Origin of the sequence: Cognatiyoonia koreensis, from assembly GCF_900109295.1 — a bacterium.
Taxonomy (GTDB): Bacteria; Pseudomonadota; Alphaproteobacteria; order Rhodobacterales; family Rhodobacteraceae; genus Cognatiyoonia; species Cognatiyoonia koreensis.
In genome coordinates this window covers 2,097,556-2,114,446 of sequence record NZ_FOIZ01000001.1, presented here as the reverse complement: position 1 = coordinate 2,114,446, position 16,891 = coordinate 2,097,556, and the positions used below count along the sequence as shown (strand labels likewise).

At 58.4% G+C, this 16,891-nt stretch carries 21 protein-coding genes; 6 read left to right on the top strand and 15 right to left on the bottom strand.

Annotated elements, in window-relative coordinates; translation table 11 throughout:
* Nucleotides 1-24: 24 nt before the first annotated feature.
* On the top strand, nt 25-456 hold the full coding sequence (locus tag BMY44_RS10510) for a GNAT family N-acetyltransferase (RefSeq protein ID WP_089993734.1): 432 nt from the start codon (nt 25-27) through the stop codon (nt 454-456).
* 3 nt (nt 457-459) lie between these two features.
* Here the strand turns inward: BMY44_RS10510 and BMY44_RS10505 are convergent, their stop codons facing one another.
* From BMY44_RS10505 to BMY44_RS10475, 7 genes are all read right to left on the bottom strand, one after another.
* The gene (locus BMY44_RS10505) at nt 460-1,542 is read right to left on the bottom strand and encodes a Zn-dependent alcohol dehydrogenase (protein WP_089993731.1); all 1,083 of its coding nucleotides are present in this window, start codon (nt 1,540-1,542) and stop codon (nt 460-462) included.
* 62 nt (nt 1,543-1,604) lie between these two features.
* Entirely contained in the window at nt 1,605-2,825 is a 1,221-nt protein-coding gene (locus tag BMY44_RS10500) for a TCR/Tet family MFS transporter (RefSeq protein ID WP_089993728.1), read from the bottom strand.
* Nucleotides 2,826-2,882: 57 nt separating this feature from the next.
* Nucleotides 2,883-3,686, bottom strand: a complete 804-nt coding sequence (gene pcaD / locus BMY44_RS10495; RefSeq protein ID WP_089994820.1) for a 3-oxoadipate enol-lactonase — start codon at nt 3,684-3,686, stop codon at nt 2,883-2,885.
* Between the two features lie 182 nt (nt 3,687-3,868).
* Complete coding sequence (locus BMY44_RS10490; RefSeq protein WP_089993725.1) at nt 3,869-5,074, bottom strand: endonuclease/exonuclease/phosphatase family protein; 1,206 nt, start codon at nt 5,072-5,074, stop codon at nt 3,869-3,871.
* Nucleotides 5,071-6,042: a threonine ammonia-lyase gene (locus BMY44_RS10485; RefSeq protein WP_089993722.1), complete on the bottom strand. Its 972-nt coding sequence runs from the start codon at nt 6,040-6,042 to the stop codon at nt 5,071-5,073. Before BMY44_RS10485 ends, BMY44_RS10490 begins: the two co-directional genes overlap by 4 nt.
* A complete protein-coding gene (locus tag BMY44_RS10480; RefSeq protein ID WP_089993720.1) occupies nt 6,032-6,856 on the bottom strand; it encodes an alpha/beta fold hydrolase in 825 nt (274 codons plus the stop codon). The genes BMY44_RS10485 and BMY44_RS10480 overlap by 11 nt, the downstream gene beginning before the upstream one ends.
* Nucleotides 6,856-7,533, bottom strand: coding sequence for a haloacid dehalogenase type II (locus BMY44_RS10475; protein WP_089994818.1), 678 nt, complete (start codon nt 7,531-7,533; stop codon nt 6,856-6,858). Before BMY44_RS10475 ends, BMY44_RS10480 begins: the two co-directional genes overlap by 1 nt.
* A gap of 113 nt (nt 7,534-7,646) precedes the next feature.
* On the opposite strand from BMY44_RS10475, the gene BMY44_RS10470 reads away from it, so the two are divergent.
* Together BMY44_RS10470 and BMY44_RS10465 are read left to right on the top strand one after the other, a co-directional pair.
* On the top strand, nt 7,647-8,081 hold the full coding sequence (locus tag BMY44_RS10470) for an FKBP-type peptidyl-prolyl cis-trans isomerase (protein WP_089993717.1): 435 nt from the start codon (nt 7,647-7,649) through the stop codon (nt 8,079-8,081).
* Nucleotides 8,082-8,178: 97 nt separating this feature from the next.
* Nucleotides 8,179-8,526, top strand: a complete 348-nt coding sequence (locus BMY44_RS10465; protein ID WP_242650523.1) for a VOC family protein — start codon at nt 8,179-8,181, stop codon at nt 8,524-8,526.
* On the opposite strand, the gene BMY44_RS10460 is transcribed toward BMY44_RS10465, so the two are convergent.
* The 3 genes from BMY44_RS10460 to BMY44_RS10450 all read right to left on the bottom strand — a co-directional run bounded on the left by BMY44_RS10460 (nt 8,523) and on the right by BMY44_RS10450 (nt 11,018).
* Nucleotides 8,523-8,927: a VOC family protein gene (locus tag BMY44_RS10460; RefSeq protein WP_089993713.1), complete on the bottom strand. Its 405-nt coding sequence runs from the start codon at nt 8,925-8,927 to the stop codon at nt 8,523-8,525. The two genes, BMY44_RS10465 and BMY44_RS10460, sit on opposite strands and share 4 nt — an antisense overlap.
* A 68-nt stretch (nt 8,928-8,995) precedes the next feature.
* Nucleotides 8,996-9,784 carry an enoyl-ACP reductase FabI gene (locus BMY44_RS10455; protein ID WP_089993711.1) on the bottom strand — a complete coding sequence of 263 codons (789 nt, stop codon included), beginning with the start codon at nt 9,782-9,784 and terminating at the stop codon, nt 8,996-8,998.
* A 4-nt stretch (nt 9,785-9,788) separates the two neighbouring features.
* Entirely contained in the window at nt 9,789-11,018 is a 1,230-nt protein-coding gene (locus BMY44_RS10450) for a beta-ketoacyl synthase N-terminal-like domain-containing protein (protein WP_089993708.1), read from the bottom strand.
* 257 nt (nt 11,019-11,275) lie between these two features.
* Between BMY44_RS10450 and BMY44_RS18205 the strand changes: the two genes are divergently transcribed.
* On the top strand, nt 11,276-11,443 hold the full coding sequence (locus BMY44_RS18205) for a hypothetical protein (protein WP_165611819.1): 168 nt from the start codon (nt 11,276-11,278) through the stop codon (nt 11,441-11,443).
* 34 nt (nt 11,444-11,477) lie between these two features.
* On the opposite strand, the gene BMY44_RS10445 is transcribed toward BMY44_RS18205, so the two are convergent.
* Nucleotides 11,478-12,008 carry a DUF1569 domain-containing protein gene (locus BMY44_RS10445; RefSeq protein WP_089993705.1) on the bottom strand — a complete coding sequence of 177 codons (531 nt, stop codon included), beginning with the start codon at nt 12,006-12,008 and terminating at the stop codon, nt 11,478-11,480.
* Between the two features lie 40 nt (nt 12,009-12,048).
* Nucleotides 12,049-12,558 (bottom strand): bifunctional 3-hydroxydecanoyl-ACP dehydratase/trans-2-decenoyl-ACP isomerase, encoded by a 510-nt coding sequence (gene fabA / locus BMY44_RS10440; protein ID WP_089993703.1) that lies wholly within the window; start codon nt 12,556-12,558, stop codon nt 12,049-12,051.
* 168 nt (nt 12,559-12,726) lie between these two features.
* Between fabA and irrA the strand changes: the two genes are divergently transcribed.
* Together irrA and BMY44_RS10430 are read left to right on the top strand one after the other, a co-directional pair.
* A complete protein-coding gene (irrA, locus tag BMY44_RS10435) occupies nt 12,727-13,146 on the top strand; it encodes an iron response transcriptional regulator IrrA (RefSeq protein WP_089993691.1) in 420 nt (139 codons plus the stop codon).
* A gap of 108 nt (nt 13,147-13,254) precedes the next feature.
* The gene (locus tag BMY44_RS10430) at nt 13,255-13,980 is read left to right on the top strand and encodes a DUF998 domain-containing protein (RefSeq protein ID WP_131801596.1); all 726 of its coding nucleotides are present in this window, start codon (nt 13,255-13,257) and stop codon (nt 13,978-13,980) included.
* A gap of 14 nt (nt 13,981-13,994) precedes the next feature.
* On the opposite strand, the gene BMY44_RS10425 is transcribed toward BMY44_RS10430, so the two are convergent.
* From BMY44_RS10425 to BMY44_RS10415, 3 genes are all read right to left on the bottom strand, one after another.
* Nucleotides 13,995-15,473, bottom strand: a complete 1,479-nt coding sequence (locus BMY44_RS10425; protein WP_089994815.1) for an NAD-dependent succinate-semialdehyde dehydrogenase — start codon at nt 15,471-15,473, stop codon at nt 13,995-13,997.
* Between the two features lie 127 nt (nt 15,474-15,600).
* Nucleotides 15,601-16,059, bottom strand: coding sequence for a hypothetical protein (locus BMY44_RS10420; RefSeq protein WP_089993676.1), 459 nt, complete (start codon nt 16,057-16,059; stop codon nt 15,601-15,603).
* Nucleotides 16,056-16,796 carry a glucose 1-dehydrogenase gene (locus BMY44_RS10415; RefSeq protein ID WP_089994813.1) on the bottom strand — a complete coding sequence of 247 codons (741 nt, stop codon included), beginning with the start codon at nt 16,794-16,796 and terminating at the stop codon, nt 16,056-16,058. The genes BMY44_RS10420 and BMY44_RS10415 overlap by 4 nt, the downstream gene beginning before the upstream one ends.
* Nucleotides 16,797-16,891: the final 95 nt, after the last annotated feature.

Below are 16,891 nucleotides of genomic sequence, written 5' to 3'. Positions count from 1 at the left end.
GAAGGACTTCCGGAGGCTGCGATCATGTCCGACACAATCACGCTTGTTCATCTTCGTCCAGACGACTTTGACCGGTTGATGGCCGTGCCCGAGGGGCTATTTGACAATGCAATAGTTGCGAGCCAGGCGCGCGCTTTCCTCACTGATCCGCTGCATGAATGTGTTCTGGCCTATGCCGATGATCTGGCGGTTGGCATGGCGACAGGCACCATCCTGCTGCATCCTGACAAACAACCGGCAATGTTTATCAACGAAGTTGGCGTTCGCGAATCCTATCAACGCCGCGGAATCGGGCGTGCCGTGACCGAGGCCCTGATCGCCGTGGCACGTGAAAAGGGCTGCAAGGGAATTTGGCTGGGTACCGAGTTGGACAACGCACCCGCGCTCGCGCTGTACAGATCCATGTGCAAAGACGAACTGCAGGGGGTGTTTTTCGGTTGGGACGACGGGTTGTAAGCCTTAGTCGAACACAATCACGTTGCGCTTGGCCGCACCTGTCTTGGTGTCGGCAATTGCGTCATTGATCTGGTCCAGCTTCCACGTGCGCGACACCAGTTCGTCCAATTTGAGTCGGCCCTGCTTGTACAGATCAAGCATCCACGGAATATCCCGCGCGATGACCACGTCACCCATTTTTGAGCCGGTCATGCCCTGGCCGGTCGCCGCAAGCATGACAGGTTCATAGTGCGACATCGCCCCGGAATGCGGCATCCCGACCATGATGACCTGTCCACCATTAGCAAGGTATTGCGGGGCCTGATCATAGGCCGGAATGGCACCGACTGTCACAATGACAGCATCCGCACCGCGCCCGATTGCCTTTTTCGCAGCGCGCCACGGCTTGGTATCCGTGGCCAGCACCCCGTCCGTCGCGCCAAAGGATTTCGCGATGGCCAGTTTCTCTTCGGTCATGTCCACGGCGACAATCCGGCGCGCGCCGGCGATACGGGCCCCCTGGATCGCATTCAGCCCGACACCACCGGCCCCGATGACCACGACATCCTGACCGGCGCGCAAACGGGCCGCGTTCACGACTGCCCCGATCCCCGTGATGACGCCACAGGCAACCAGGCTTGCAGCTGGCATCGGCATGGTGCGCGGAATCTTGACCACCTGCGATTGATCGACGACGCATTTTTCGGCGAAAGCTCCGCAATTCATGGCCGCCACCAGCGGTTCACCCGCAGCGGTGGTCAACGGGCCGGTCGCGGTATTCGGGGTTTCACAGATCACCGGCTTGCCGCCTGCACAGGACGGGCAGGTCCCGCAGGCACGGATCAGCGTGACGATAACATGATCACCTTCTGCCAGACCGCGCACGCCAGTTCCCACGCTCGACACGATGCCCGCAGCCTCGTGCCCGTAAACGGCCGGCAGATCGCCGCCCCAGGCACCGTCCGCATAGGAAATATCGGAATGACAGATTGCCACTGCTTTCAACGTTACGGCAACCTCGCCCATTTCCGGGGGGCGAATGTTGACGGTCTGAACTTCGAGGGGCGCACGGAAGGCGGTGCAAACGGCGGCTTTGATCGGCGACATGAGGGCTCCTGTTTTGCGCAACCTGCCGCCGGGAAAAGGCAATGGCAAGACTGCCTGTAAGCCTATGCGTTGATTTTGATCGATGCGCCTTTCGGGCGGGTCAGGAAGATGGCGATGCAGCCGGACATGATCAGCCCCGACAGGATAAAGGGCGCCCCGGGCGCGTAAATTGGTGCTGTATCGGTCGTGAAGTACCAGAAAATCTGTGTCACCAGCAGGGGTGACAGGATTGTCGCGACCGCCTTGATCGAACTCAGCGTGCCTTGTAATTCACCCTGCTGGTCGTCCGCTGCGGTGCGCGACATGATCCCTTGCAGTGCGGGCTGTGCGATCGACCCAAGGGCAGAGAGCGGTGTTAAAGCCACCGCGAGCCAGCCGTTCGTGATGAATCCCAACGCGATGAAGCAACCAATGCTCAGCGTCAGGCCAAGGATCACGACCGACCTTTCGCCAAGGGCGGCGATGATCGGGCGGATCAGCAGCCCCTGCGCGATAGCGATAGATACACCAAACGCCCCAAGCGACACGCCGATCATCCCCGGCCCCCACCCGAATTGGGCGACCCCGTAATAGGCCCAGACCCCTGGATAGACGAAAAAGGCGACCTCGTACAAAAAAGCGATGGACAACAGCTTTTTCAGCCCCGGCAGGTTCCCGATATGCCAGAACGCACCGATCGGGTTGGCACGGGTCCAGCTGAACGGGCGGCGGATCTTGTCGGTGACGGTCTCGGGCAAAACGAAGTAACCGAATGCGAAATTCGCGGCTGCAAGGACGGCTGCCGCGTAAAATGGCGCACGCGTTCCAAATTCGGCAAGCGCCCCGCCAATCAGCGGCCCAAGAATGAATCCGATGCCAAAGGCCGCACCGATCAGTCCAAAGTTTGCGGCCTTGTCCTTCGGGCTGGAAATGTCGGCTATATAAGCCGCAGCAGTCGCAGGTGTCGCCGCAGTAATCCCGCCAATGATGCGCCCGACAATCAGCAACGTGATCGTGCCGGCGACGGCCATCAGAATGTAGTCCAGTGCCATCACGGCAAGTGATATCAGCAACACGGGTCGGCGCCCGAAACGGTCGGACAAGCTGCCGATTGTCGGTCCGCACAAGAACTGCATGACCGCGAAAATTGTCGTCAGAATACCGCCCCAGACGGCGGCTTTGGCCAGTCCGGCCCCTTCGACCTCTTGAATGAGATCGGGCATGACCGGCATGATCAGACCAATCCCCATACTGTCGAGCACGACACTGATCAGGATAAAGGTGATGGGAAGACGGTTCTTCATCGCGGGATACCTAAACGGATCATTCCCGATTGCAATGGCCGACGCCGCAACGTTGTCCTAGCGCAAGTGTCCGGTTTTTTCCGCAAAGGATGTCAGGATCGCAGCATATTCCGACGGGTGTTCGACACAAGGCAGATGGCCGGTCTTGCGCATCAGGCGAAATTCCGAGCCGGGGATCAGATCAACGGTTTCGCGCACAAGGTCGGGTGGTGTTGCGCGATCCTCGCTCCCAGCGATGCCAAGGGTCGGCAAGCGCAAACCGCTTGTCGGGGTATAGAAATCGGTGCCAGCAATGGCTGCGCAGACGCCGGTGTAACCCTCGGGATCTGTTGCAAGCAGCATCTCGCGCCACGGCGTTACATCCGGTGAGGCAAGGAAGGCAGGGCTGAACCAACGGGCAAGAACCGCATCGGCAAGGGCTGGCATCCCGTCTCGTTTGACGATGGCAATCCTGTCCTGCCAAAGCTGCGCATTGCCGATCTTGGCGGCCGTATTGGACAGTACAAGGGCGCGGACCAGATCAAGCCGCTTGATCGCCAGCCCTTGCCCGATCATACCGCCGACCGACAGACCGACGAACAGCGCATCCCGCATCTTGGCCGCGTCGCAGATAGCCTCGGCATCCGCGACCAGCGCGCCCATGGCATAGGGCCCGTCCGGCGCATCGGATTGACCATGGCCGCGCAAATCAAACCGCACGATGCGCAACCCGTCAGGCAGGTCGGCAATAGTTTGATCCCAGATACGCATGGAAGTGCCAAGCGCATGGGCGAACACGATTGTCGGGGCTGCAGGATCATCGGCCCCGTCAATCCGCACTGCCAGTTTGACACCAGCGCGATCAACCGCAAATTCACGCATCTGGACGGCCCTGAAAAAGTTCAAGCCGCGCAATCGAAGGCGTCCCTTCTGCGCGGCTCTCCCTTGCCATCCGGCTGCCCAATAGCATCAGATGACCCTCCCACGGCGGATTGAAACGGATTTGTGACGGCACTGTCAACGCTCTGATGCCTGAAATTGCGGACTATCGGGAACGGCACGCCTCATGGTTGTGTAACTGGCTTCACGAGCGTGAAATGAGCCATTATTTGCCCATGGTCAGACGCCAATTTGTTGTAAGGCGCGTCCGGATGACTGCCATCGGTCAGGTGGTCGTTCAGGACATTGAAATACGTCATCTCACCGATTCGTTTGTCATTGTCGGGGTGGAAATGACGCGACATCAGGATCTGGTCGATGGATTCAAACACGCCACCGAAGGCGGATGTATACACCATGTCCTGTAGTGATTTGCGCACGAACAGCTTTTCGGCAGAGTGCAGGCGCACGCGGTCAATCTGTTCCTGTATCACCGCGTCCTCTGCGGCGCTATAGCGGTCGCCCTTGTGCTGCGCGTCGTGTCGGCGGATCCAGGCATAATTCTTGAACGGGATCTCGCCACTGATGATTTCCGACGACACCGCATGTTCGCTATCGTTGAAATCTCCAAGGACCATGACGGCATTGCCCGCCTCCAGATCCTTGATGATCGCACGCCGCAAAACCCACGCCTCTGCCATGCGGCGCAGACCCGCGCGCAAACTGCCCATCGCGCGGGCAGCGGGGTCATAGCGTGTCAGATCAGCAGCGGGCGGGTAGGGGGCACCGTCAGGACGGTCCAACTCACCCAGTTTCGATTTCAGATGGCAGTTGAAAACCGTCACCACCTGATCGCCGACCGGGATACGCACGCGCAGGATCGGGCGCGACAAACGCCTAAGCTTGTAGGTTCCACCATCGCTGCCACCCAGATCCTGAAACGGAATTTCAAGCGGTTCGGGAAGTTCCTGAATGACCTCCGGCTTCTCGGTGAAACCAAAGCGGGACAAGACAGCGACACCGGGACGCCGCTGACCGGGGGCCCCGTCATTCAGGTTGGGGGCAAACGCAAGCTGCGCATGGGTGTAGGGATCATAGGCCAGCTTGCGAAAGATCGCCTTGCGTGCATAGCGTTTGGTCTCGTCCGGAATACTCAGCTTGTTCGCAGCAACACCCAGTTCATCGGCCTCGTCGATGACGGCCTGCAGGGCCACATCGTCAAAAATCTCCTGAAATCCAATGATATCGGCGTTTAACTGCAAAACCTGATTGGCAAGCCAGCTTTGTTTCCAGCTGTATTCCTCGGGCGTGTAGCTTTCGAACTTATAGTATTCCTGTTCCGGCCCGATCAGGTTCTTGACGTTGAAACTGGAGACGGTGAATTCCGTCACTGAGACATCTCCAGCGCTTTGATGAACACGGCCTTGTCGACGTTCCCGCCGGTCGCAACGGCTATGACCGCATCCCCTTCACTTTCCGCGGGATGGAACAGGGCTGCTGCAAGGGCCGCAGCACCGCCCGGTTCGATGACGATCCGCAGCCGCTCATAGGCATGGGCCATTGCGCGCAGGCATTCTTCCTCGGTGACAACGATGCCGCTCGCGCAGTGCTGTTGCATGATTGGAAAGGTCAGATCGCCCGGCCGCATCGTGATGATGGCATCGCAAAGCGACCCGGACGCGCGGTTGTTGCTTTCGATCCGGCCCGACTTTAACGACCGGGCGACATCGTCAAACCTTTCAGGTTCGCAAGGGCGCACTTTCAGGCCGGGCGCGTCGCCGGCCAACGCCAATGCGATGCCAGACGTCAAACCGCCGCCCCCGCAACAGACAAGCACATCTGCCTGCGTGACGCGGGCTGCGTCGGCCTGTTTTGCAATTTCCAGACCGCAGGTGCCTTGTCCTGCAATGACCATTGGTTCATCGAATGGCTTGATCAAGGTCAGACCGCGTTCAGCCGCCAGTCGGGCACCGATTTCGTCACGATCTTCATTGTCACGATCATACAGAACGACCTCCGCGCCCAAATCCCGTGTGTTCTGGATTTTGACGGCGGGTGCATCGGACGGCATCACGATGACGCAGGGCGCATCATGGGCATCGGCGGCGATCGCAACGCCTTGGGCATGGTTGCCACTGGAATATGCAATGACGCCTGCCTTCCGTTTTTCGGGAGGCAGTGCAGACAGGGCCGACCAGCCACCGCGAAACTTGAACGAACCGGTATGCTGAAGGCATTCAGCCTTCACCAGAACGCGCCGCCCGGCGATGTCATCCAGAAAGGGCGATGACAGCAGCGGTGTGCGCCGGACGTAGCCGTTCAGCCGCTTGTCAGCGGCGCGGATCATCTCAATATCCATGCAAATCCTCCAGCCATTCGGCAAGGGCATCAAGTGATAGCTCTTCGTCCAGAAAGGGGACATGACCGCGCTTGGGAATATCGGCGCGGATCATATCCGGGCGCCGGCTCAGCATTTCATCCGCCGTTTCAACCGTCAAAAGGTCGGAATTCGCCCCTCGGATCAAGGCAAGCGGCAAACCGTTCAGCGCATCGTAAAGCGGCCAAAGATCAGGGGCCGGTTGTGCCCCTGCTTCCAGCACCGCGTCCCGAAGCTTGGGGTCATAGCGCAGTTTCAGCCCGTCGGGCGTTTCTTCGTAATGATTGCTGACTTCGTGCACCCAGCGTTCCATGGGCACGTCCTGAAAATGGGTCCATGTCAGGGCACGGACTTGCGCAGCTTCCTTGTAGGTTTTTTGCAGGGGTGTCTTGCCGACATATTTCTTGATGACATCAAGACCTGCATCCGCAATCTCCGGCCCGATATCATTCAGGGCCACACCTAGCAGCCTGTCTTTGACAGTTGCGGCAAGCAGCATCGCAATCAGTCCGCCACGCGATGTTCCAAGAATGGCGGCTTGCTTCAATCCCAGATGATCCATCAGGGCAAGGGTGTCTTCGGCCTCTTGCGGGATCGTGTAGGTGCTGGGATCGGCCCAGTCGGATTTACCGCGCCCGCGATAGTCCAGCCGGATAAAGCGCACCGGCATATGCGGTGCCACATGATCGAAATCGCCACCATTTCGGGTCAACCCGGCCAGCGCGATCACGGGGATGCCTTCACCTGCTTGCGAATAGTAAAGTTGGGTTCCGTCAGCAGTCGTGAAATGCGGCATTAAACAAGGTCCGGTATTGTGCGCAGGTCTGACAGGACATGGTGCGGCGCGGCATAAAGTCGATCAAGTGGTGCGTCGGTGCGATTCACCCAGGCGGTCTGGAAACCATAGCCTGCTGCGGCACACGCATCCCAGCCATTGGACGAAACGAACAGCACGCTGTCCTTGTCGCAATCGAAATGCTGCCCGACAAGGTCGTAGACCGAATTGTGCGGCTTGAAGACCTGCACCGTTTCCACGGACAGCGTCGCGTCCAGCAGTTCGCCCAACCCGGCACTTTCGACCGCACCTTTCAGCATATCGGGCGACCCGTTTGACAGGATTGCAGTCTTCAAGCCCTTGGCTTTCAGTTCAGCAAGCATGTCGGGGACTTCGGGAAAGGCCGCCAATTCCCAGTAAAGCGCCAAAAGCCGTTCACGCAAGGTGATGTCATCAAGGTCTGATGCCTCCATCGCCCAATCCAGCCCGTCCTGGGTCACTTTCCAGAAATCGCAGTGACGTCCGGCAACAGTTCGCAGCCATGTGTATTCCAGTTGCTTGGCGCGCCAGTCTGCTGCCAGCTTGGGCCACACGGCCCGCAGCGCGCTTTGCCCCGGTTCTTCGGCAGCCTGCCGGGCCGCTGCATTCACGTCGAACAACGTGCCGTAGGCGTCAAAGATGCAAGTCGTGATCGGCATCGCCATTCCCCTTCGCCGCACAGTGCAATGCATCTGCGAAGAGGTAAAGCTGTTTGCATCCCAAAGCACCACGAATTAGCTTTGCCCCTCATTCGCTAGGAAAGGCATTCTCTATGACGACAGCAAAATCGGGCGACACGGTGCGCATCCACTACACCGGGACACTGACCAACGGCGACACTTTTGATAGTTCGACCGGCCGCGATCCGCTGGAATTCGAAGTGGGCTCTGGCATGATCATTCCCGGACTGGATGCCGCAATTCCCGGTATGGCTGTCGGCGACAAGAAGACCGTGAACGTGCCGTGCGATCAGGCCTATGGCCAGCGTCACGATGAAGGCATTCAGGCCGTGCCCAAGGCAGATTTCCCGCCTGAAATCCCGCTCGAAGTCGGGCTGCAGCTTCAGATGCAGACACCGGATGGCCGTGCAATGCCCGTCACCGTCGCAGAGATCAGCGACACCGAAGTGACACTGGATGCAAACCATCGCCTTGCAGGGCAAGATCTCGTCTTTGATATTGAAATGGTCGCGATCGACGCCGCCTGAATTCGGTTATTCCATCGAACTGTGCTAGACTGATCCCATCCGAAAGGGAGGATGAGACATGTCAGACAGTCATGGGAGCGTATGCTGGACGGAATTGATGACCCGCGATGTTGAAGGCGCGAAATCCTACTATGGCGATACCTGCGGTTGGACATTTACGACCATGCCGATGGAAGAAGGTGATTACCACCTCGCGATGTTGAATGGGCAGCCGGTGGCGGGAATCATGGATATGTCCGGCGTCGACTACATGAAGGACGCGCCAGCACATTGGATGTCCTATTTCGCCGTGGACGATGTGGATGCAGCGGTCGAAGCCACCAAGGCAGCTGGCGGCAAATGCACGCGCGAACCCTTTGATGTGCCGGGGACAGGACGGATCGCAATGCTGACCGACCCGACTGGCGCTGAAATGGGGCTGATGACGCCCGAACCGATGGACTAGTCGCGCGACTGCTGCACCATGTAGAACGGTTCGAACACGTGCCCGTCAGGGTCGCTGAAGCTTTGCCCGTACATGAATCCTTCGATGTCCTGCGGTTTCTTGTTGTCGGTCCCCCCATGGGCAAGGGCCGCCGAAAGCATCGTATCAACAGCCTCGCGGCTTTCGCAGGTCAGGGCGAAAAGACTTCCGGTGACTTTTTGGGTTTCTGCAACCGGTCTTGGTGCGAAATCCTTGAAACGCGCGTGCTCAAGGATCATGATATAGATGTGTTCCGAGACAACGATACACGCCGTCGTGTCGTCACTGAACTCTTCATTGACGGTGAAACCAAGCGCTGTGTAAAACGCGCGGCTGCGTTTGACGTCCGATACCGGCAGGTTGACGAAAATCATCTTGGTCATGGCGCGATCTCCAACCCAGGGATACTTCCAGTTGGAAACCCGTCGCGCCACACTGTCAAGGTCGATGATTAAAGGTGGTCAGGCTGGGGCATACCCAAGACGTGGAATCCGCCATCGACACGGATGATCTCTCCCGTGGTGCAGGCTCCGGCGTCCGAGGCAAGATAAACGGCAGTGCCGCCCACAGCCTCAAGCGTCGCGTTCGCACGCATCGGCGCGTTCATGTCCGTGTGCTTGTAGGTCTTGCGCGCACCACCAATTGCCGCGCCGGCAAGCGTTTTCATCGGCCCGGGGGAAATGGCATTCACGCGGATCCCGTCTGGGCCAAGATCGTTGGCAAGATATCGGGTCGCGGATTCCAGTGCCGCCTTGGCCACGCCCATGACATTGTAGAACGGCGTGACGCGATTGGACCCTTGATAGGTCAGCGTCAAAAGGGTGCCGCCATTCGGCATCAGTTCAGCCGCGCGGCGGGCAACATCAATAAAGGAATAGCAGGAAATCGTCAGCGAATTCTTGAAGTTCGCGCGGGACGTATCACGAATGCGACCCGTCAGTTCATTCTTGTCGGAATAGGCGATGGCGTGGACGACGAAATCAAGACTGCCCCATTTTTCCTTCAACGCGGCAAAGCACTGGTCCATGCTGTCGTCATTGGTCACATCGACATCGACCATGAAATCACTGCCGACACTGGCGGCCAGCGGTTCCAGACGTTTGCCAAAGGCTTCGCCCTGATAGGAAAACGCCAGTTCCGCGCCGGCTTCGTGCATCGCCTTGGCAATGCCCCACGCGATGGACCGTTCGTTCGCAACGCCCATAATCAGGCCGCGCTTGCCCGCCATTGAAATCGTCATCGGGCTACTCCTTAAATTTACTCAACAACATGGATCCGTTTGTGCCGCCAAAACCGAAAGAGTTTGTCATCACAGTATCAAGCCCGGCATTTTCGACCAGTTCCGTCGCGATTTCTTCGGGCTTCAACGCGGGGTCAAGAGTTTCGACGTTGATGGATGGCGCGATAAAGTCATGTTCCAACATCAACAGGCAATAGACCGCTTCGGACGCACCCGTCGCCCCCTGGCTGTGGCCTGTCATCGACTTGGTGGATGAAACTGGCGGCGTTGATCCCTCGCCAAAGACACGCCGGACCGCTTCGATCTCGCCAACGTCGCCGACCGGTGTGGATGTGCCGTGCGCATTGATATAGCTGATCTTGCGGCCTTCGGGCAGGGTTTCCAAGGCACCGCGCATCGCTCGTTCCCCACCTTCGCCAGATGGTGCGACCATGTCGGCCCCATCGGACGTCGCCGAAAAGCCCGTGACCTCTGCATAGATTTTCGCACCACGCGCCTGCGCGGAATCAAGGCTTTCCAGCACAACCATCGCACCGCCACCGGCAATCACGAAACCGTCACGGTCGGCGTCAAACGCGCGCGAGGCCTTGGTCGGCGTGTCGTTGTATTTCGAAGACATCGCGCCCATGGCGTCGAACAGGCAGGACAACGTCCAGTCCAGTTCCTCGCCACCGCCAGCGAACATCGTGTCTTGCGTGCCAAGTGCGATCTGCTGCGCGGCCATGCCGATGCAATGCAGCGACGTCGAACAGGCCGAGGTGATGGAAAAATTCATGCCTTTGATCTTGAACGCCGTTGCAAGGTTCGCGCTGACGGTCGAAGACATCGTCTTGGGCACAGCAAACGGTCCGATCCGCTTGGTTGCTCCGGTATTCAGCACAACCTGATGGGCAGCGAGCATGGCAGACGTCGATGGACCACCCGAACCCGCGATGACACCCGTCATCGGATTGACGACCTGATCCTCGGACAGACCTGCATCTGCTATCGCCTGCTGCATCGCGATATAGGAATAGGCGGCACCCGGGCCCATGAAACGCAAGGTGCGTTTGTCAACATGATCGGCCACATCCAGCTTCAGCGTGCCTGCGATTTGGCTGCGAAAGCCGTGCTCTGCCATGTCGGCACTCGCCTCGATCCCTGACGTGCCGGACTTGAGCGACCCCAAAACCTCTTCTGCGTTATTTCCGATCGGGGAAACGATCCCCAAGCCTGTGACGACGACGCGGCGCATGGGCGCTCCTCTTTGCTAGGTCGCAGCCTGTGTAGGACAGGGTGTCGCAATGGCGCAAGGGCAAAGCAGACGGGCCTAAGTCGCGTGCGGGTGGCCAGAAATCAGCCTGTCACAGCTGCGAAGGATCGCAGATGTTCCCCAGTATCGCCTTGGCACGATCATAATTCGGACACCATCCGGCGTATGATAAAGGCTTAAGATCACTGCGTTTTGCGGTGGGGTAATGTATTTGAGACTGATTGACCGGAGACGCAACAATGGCCGACACTCCCAAGACACGAAAAGAAACGCCGTTTCCGACGATTCAACCCGACATGGTAAGCCGGTTGTCTCAGGAGGCCGATCTGCGGACGATCCAGCCGCAGACTGTTGATTGGGCTGAAATCCATCGTCAGGCTGAAGAAGCGCGAAAGAAATCGGGCTAGATCCGTTTTCCCGGCCTGACCCGAACCTACGGTGTCAGGTCAGCCGAAACTCTTCCAGATGATTGTTGATGTGCAGAACATGGGCGATGGCATAATCGTCCTTTGACAGCGCACCGTATGCAAAATGCGGCTTCAGCTCTGCTTCGTAGCTTTTAAAATCCAGCAACGCCGATTTCAGCCGCAGCAATGCGTCCTGCGTCTGGCCGTCCTCGGTCACGATTTCACCTGGAATAACCTCGTCCAACCCGTGCGACATCTGCCCGCGCGCGTTGAAAACCCGGTAGGCCATCTTGCCGACAGTGTTCTGAAACAGCGCCGACTTGTGTTCTGGAAAGCCTGCCATGGAAAACTCGACGGATTGGGCAAGATGGTGAAACGTGCGGGTGGCGTCCCAGCTTCCCGCCTTCTCCAACGGACGGCTGGCCAGCGTGTCCAGTTTGTCGAGCATCAGATCAAGCCCCAGATGGCTCTGGTCGCGCGGTGCGTTCAGCCAGTAAAAGCCACCACCTGCGACACCCAGAAACGCACCGGAAGCGACGTATTTCGCGAAAGATCGGCGGTCCATGGATGTTCTCCGGGTTCTGGGCGCAGCTCTGCGCGGTGGGTCAGCTTTCGCTCAGGGCGACTTTCATGTCCTTGACCTGATAGATGACTTCACCATCCGCTTCGACGATCCCGTCGGCAACTCCCATGGTCAGGCGGCGGGTCTGGATCGCTTTGGTAAAGTCGATCTTATAGGTCAGCATCTTGCGGTCGGGGCGCACCATGCCGGTCAGTTTGACCTCGCCCACTCCCAACGCATAGCCACGTCCCTGCCAGCCGCGCCAGCCAAGGTTGAAGCCGGTCAACTGCCACAGACCGTCAAGGCCAAGGCAGCCCGGCATGATCGGATTGCCGGGGAAATGGCACTCAAAAAACCAAAGGTCAGGCGTGATATCGAACTCTGCAATGACATGACCTTTCCCATGGGCACCACCATCGCCGGAAATGTCGGTGATGCGATCCATCATCAGCATCGGCGGGGCCGGCAACTGGGCATTGCCCGGACCGAAAAGCTCACCACGGGCGCATTTCAGCAAACCTTCTTTATCAAAGCTGGAGGGATAGTCGGCCATATGGGTCGCTCACTTTTTATGTCTGCATGTTGCCGCGACCTCTATCACCGCTGGCTTTGCAAGGGCAAGAGACGTGCAGAATCGCCGCAGTTTGCCCGCCATTCAGCAAAACTGATTGATCCACAGGGCAAAAATCCCATATGTGTAAGGGAATAGAGGAACGGACTGATGTCAGATATCCAGACGGAACGCTCGACAGAATGGCTTGCCGGAGCATCGCTGCGCCCGACGCGGCAGCGCCTTACACTTGCGCGGCTCTTGGTGGGTGACGGTCAGAACCGCCACGTCACCGCAGAAAGCCTGTTCGACGCGGCTTCCCAATCCGATGAAAAGGTTTCGCTGGCAACCGTCTACAATACGCTGCGTGCCTTCTGTGATGCAGGGCTGATGCGCGAAATCACCGTCGACGGCGCGAAAAGCTATTTCGATACACGCATCGACGATCACCCCCATTTCTACTGGGAAGACAGCGCCGCCCTGACAGACGCACCCGCGTCCGAACTTGAAATTTCCCGGATACCGGATGCACCCGAAGGCGCGGAAATTGCGTCCGTCGATGTGGTGATCCGCCTGCGTCGCACCCGCTAACCCGACAGCCCGACAGGTCTGGAAACCCTGACCTTGCTCGCACGCCCCTATGTGCGCGACTGTTATTGCAAGAACGGTGGCGCACATTTGGCGCGGCTGGGGGACCAGATGAATGTAGAACACGGCAGAGATATGGTCATGTCCTACACCCGCGTGCGCAATGCACTTGGCGTGTTGGGCATGCTGCTGCCCGTGTTCCTCATCATTGGCGGTGTACTTGATAACGAGCGGATCGAACCGACGATCAGCGACTTCTATCACACGACATATCGCGACCTCTTTGTCGGCACACTTTGCGCGATCGGCGTTTTTCTCATTTCGTATCGGGGCTACCGGCGCGAAAAGGGCGAATTCATCAACGATGACTGGCTGGCAACGTCCGCCGGTATCGCGGCCTTCGGCGTGGCCCTGTTCCCGAACGAAAGCCAGACCGGGCAGATCGCAACGATGACGCAGGCAAACCTCGGGATCGATATGACGCCGGTGTTTCACTACAGCGCTGCGCTGGTGTTCTTTTCGTCACTTGCAGCCTTTTGCCTCGTGAAATTCCCGCGGGGCGCAAAACTTCACCGCAAGCGGGTTTATCACTGGTGCGGCTACACCATTCTGCTGTGTCTGGCGCTGACGGCAATCGCGGCGGCGTTCAAGAATTTCTATCCAGGGCCAATCCGCGATGTCGTGATCGCAAATAACCTGATCTTCTGGTTCGAAGCATTCGGGATCTGGGCCTTTGGCCTATCCTGGCTGGTCAAAGGCAAGGCTGACCTGATGCTGGTCCAGGCAGTGCATCCAAAGGATGACACCGCGCTGGACGAAGATCACGCTGCGCAATAGCTCCACAAAACGACTTAGACCGACGCGCAGATATACTTCATTTCAAGATAGTCATCGATGCCGTGCGATGAACCTTCGCGGCCAAGGCCGGATTGCTTGACCCCACCAAAGGGGGCAACCTCTGTCGAAATAATGCCAGTGTTCACACCGACGATCCCGTATTCCAGCGCCTCGGCAACCTTGGTCACGCGGCTAAGGTCCTTGGCATAGAAATAGGACGCAAGGCCAAAGATCGTGTCGTTGGCCATGGCGATCACTTCATCCTCGTCCTTGAATTTGAACAATGGCGCGAAGGGACCAAAGGTTTCGTCCTTGCTGACAATCATGTCGGTCGTGGCTTCGGTTACGATTGTCGGCTCGAAGAACAACCCGCCAAGCGCGTGCGGCTTGCCACCTGTCAAAACCTTGCCGCCCTTGGCGATTGCGTCTTCCAGATGCTCTTGCACCTTGTCGATGGCGGACGGTTCGATCAGCGGCCCGAGCGATGTGCCGTCCTCCAGGCCATCCCCGACTTTCAGGTTTTCAACAGCGACTTTCAGTTTCTTCGCGAAGGCGTCGTAAACACCGGCCTGCACGTAAATACGGTTCGCGCAAACACAGGTCTGACCATTGTTGCGGAACTTGCAGGCGATGGCGCCTTCGACAGCCGCATCAAGATCGGCGTCATCAAAGACAATGAACGGCGCGTTGCCGCCCAGCTCCATTGAACACTTCATCACCTGATCGGCAGCCTGTTTCAGCAGAATGCGCCCCACTTCGGTCGATCCGGTAAAGGTCAGCTTGCGCACGATCGGGTTCTCGCAGAATTCCTTGCCCGCTTCCGAAGAAGATGTCGTCGTGACGACCGAGAACAAGCCTTTGGGCACACCGGCTTCTTCGGCAAGCTTACCCATCGCCAGTGCAGACAAAGGCGTCAACGACGCAGGACGCACCACGAATGCGCAGCCGACAGCCAAGGCAGGGGCGACCTTGCGGGCAATCATGGCGTTCGGGAAATTCCAGGGGGTGATACCGGCGGCGACACCGATAGGCTGGCGGATAACCGTGATCCGCTTGTCCGGCATGTGGCCCGGAATGGTTTCACCGTAAACGCGCTTTGCCTCCTCGCCGAACCATTCGACGAAAGATGCGCCGTAACCGACCTCGCCCTTGGATTCTGACAATGGCTTGCCTTGCTCGGCGGTCATGATGATGGCCAGATCGTCCTGATGTTCCATCATCAGATCGAACCACTTGCGCATGACCTGCGCGCGATCCTTGCCAGTACGCTTGGCCCAGTCTTTTTGGGCCTTTTCTGCTGCAGTGATGGCATCACTGATTTCCGCGCGGGACAGGTCAGCGACATTGGCGATGACATCGCCACGCGCAGGGTTCTTGACCTCGAAAGTCTTGCCGTCCTTGGCATCGACCCAGGACCCGCCGACAAACGCCTGTTCGCAAAGCAAGTCCAACCGCTTCAAAAGCGATTTCAGATCGGTGGATTGGTCAAGCATGGGTGCCTCCGGCATATATGAAGAAAAAGGGTCGGCGCGCGCGCTGGGCTGCCGACGTCGGCCCCGTTGTGACGGAACTTGGCATGACGCACAATATGCATACGGCTTGTGAAATGGGGCGTTGGCGTCAGGTCGCCACTGTGTGCGCCCCAAGATAGCGCAGCGTGTCCGTGTCATTGACTTGAAAGGGCAGTCCCGAAAACGCCTCTTCAGTGATGAATATCAATGTATTGCGGCCGCGCCGGTCTGCCATCAAGTCCGCAACGGTGTCTCCTGACAGGAATTCGGAAAGCCGCCCGGCCAGATTGCCGCGCACAACTTCGACAAAGGCAGTGTCGATTGTCGCACCATCCAGCTCGGTCGTGATCGGTTCGGGCTTGTTGGGATCGCCCGTGCCAAAGCAGAACAGTTCCGCTTCTGCATCCGTTTCAAAATCGGCCGCGAAAAAGTGGATGCGCACGCGGCCTTCGGGCAGCTTTGCGGGGCGTTGAATTTCGGCCATGCGCCCGTCAAATGCCGGATCAAAGATGCGGCCATCCGTCAGCCCGACCTGCCGGGCGAACCAACGCAGGATGCTCCAGTTCAAATGCAGCGTCCTCCGTCCACTTCCAGCGCAACGCCGGTAATCATGCTGGCCGCGTCAGAACACAGGAACGTCGCTGCCGCCCCCATGTCCTCTGGTGTGGAAAAGCGGCCCAACGGGATCGTGGACAGGAATTTCGCGCGCACCTCGGGCGTGTCCTCACCCATGAAGGACTTAAGCAGGGGCGTTTCACCCGCAACCGGATTGATCGCGTTCACCCGCACGCCAAACGGGGCAAGCTCGACCGCCATTGCCTTGGTCGCCGTGATCATCCAGCCCTTTGATGCGTTGTACCAGTTCAGGCGCGGACGCGGAGAGACGCCAGCGGTCGAAGCGACGTTGAGGATTGCACCCTTTTGGCGGGCCTTCATCGCGGGAACGAAATGTTTTGCCGTCAGATAAACCGACTTGGCGTTCACATTTAAAACGCGGTCAAAGTCCTCTTCGCTGACATCTTCCATCATTGTCGGCAAATGCGTGATCCCGGCGTTGTTGACCAGAATATCAAGGTCACCCAACTGGTCCGCGCAAGCATAGGCCAGCGCGGCAACCGAGGTGTTCGACCCGACATCGACCTCGGACCAGACACCGTCGATGTCAGCGGCAATTTCCTTGGCGGCATCGGCATTGATGTCGGCAACCATGACCTTTGCCCCGGCCTGCGCGAATGCGCGCGCAATACCCGCACCGAAACCAGATCCACCGCCCGTGACAATTGCTGTCTTGCCTGCAAGTTCCATCATACCACTCCGTTTTGACGCAGTCTGTGTCCAAGGCTCTTGCGTTGCAAGGACTTGTCGCTAATCTGCCCGCGAGCGAGTGGCGATGGCGTCGT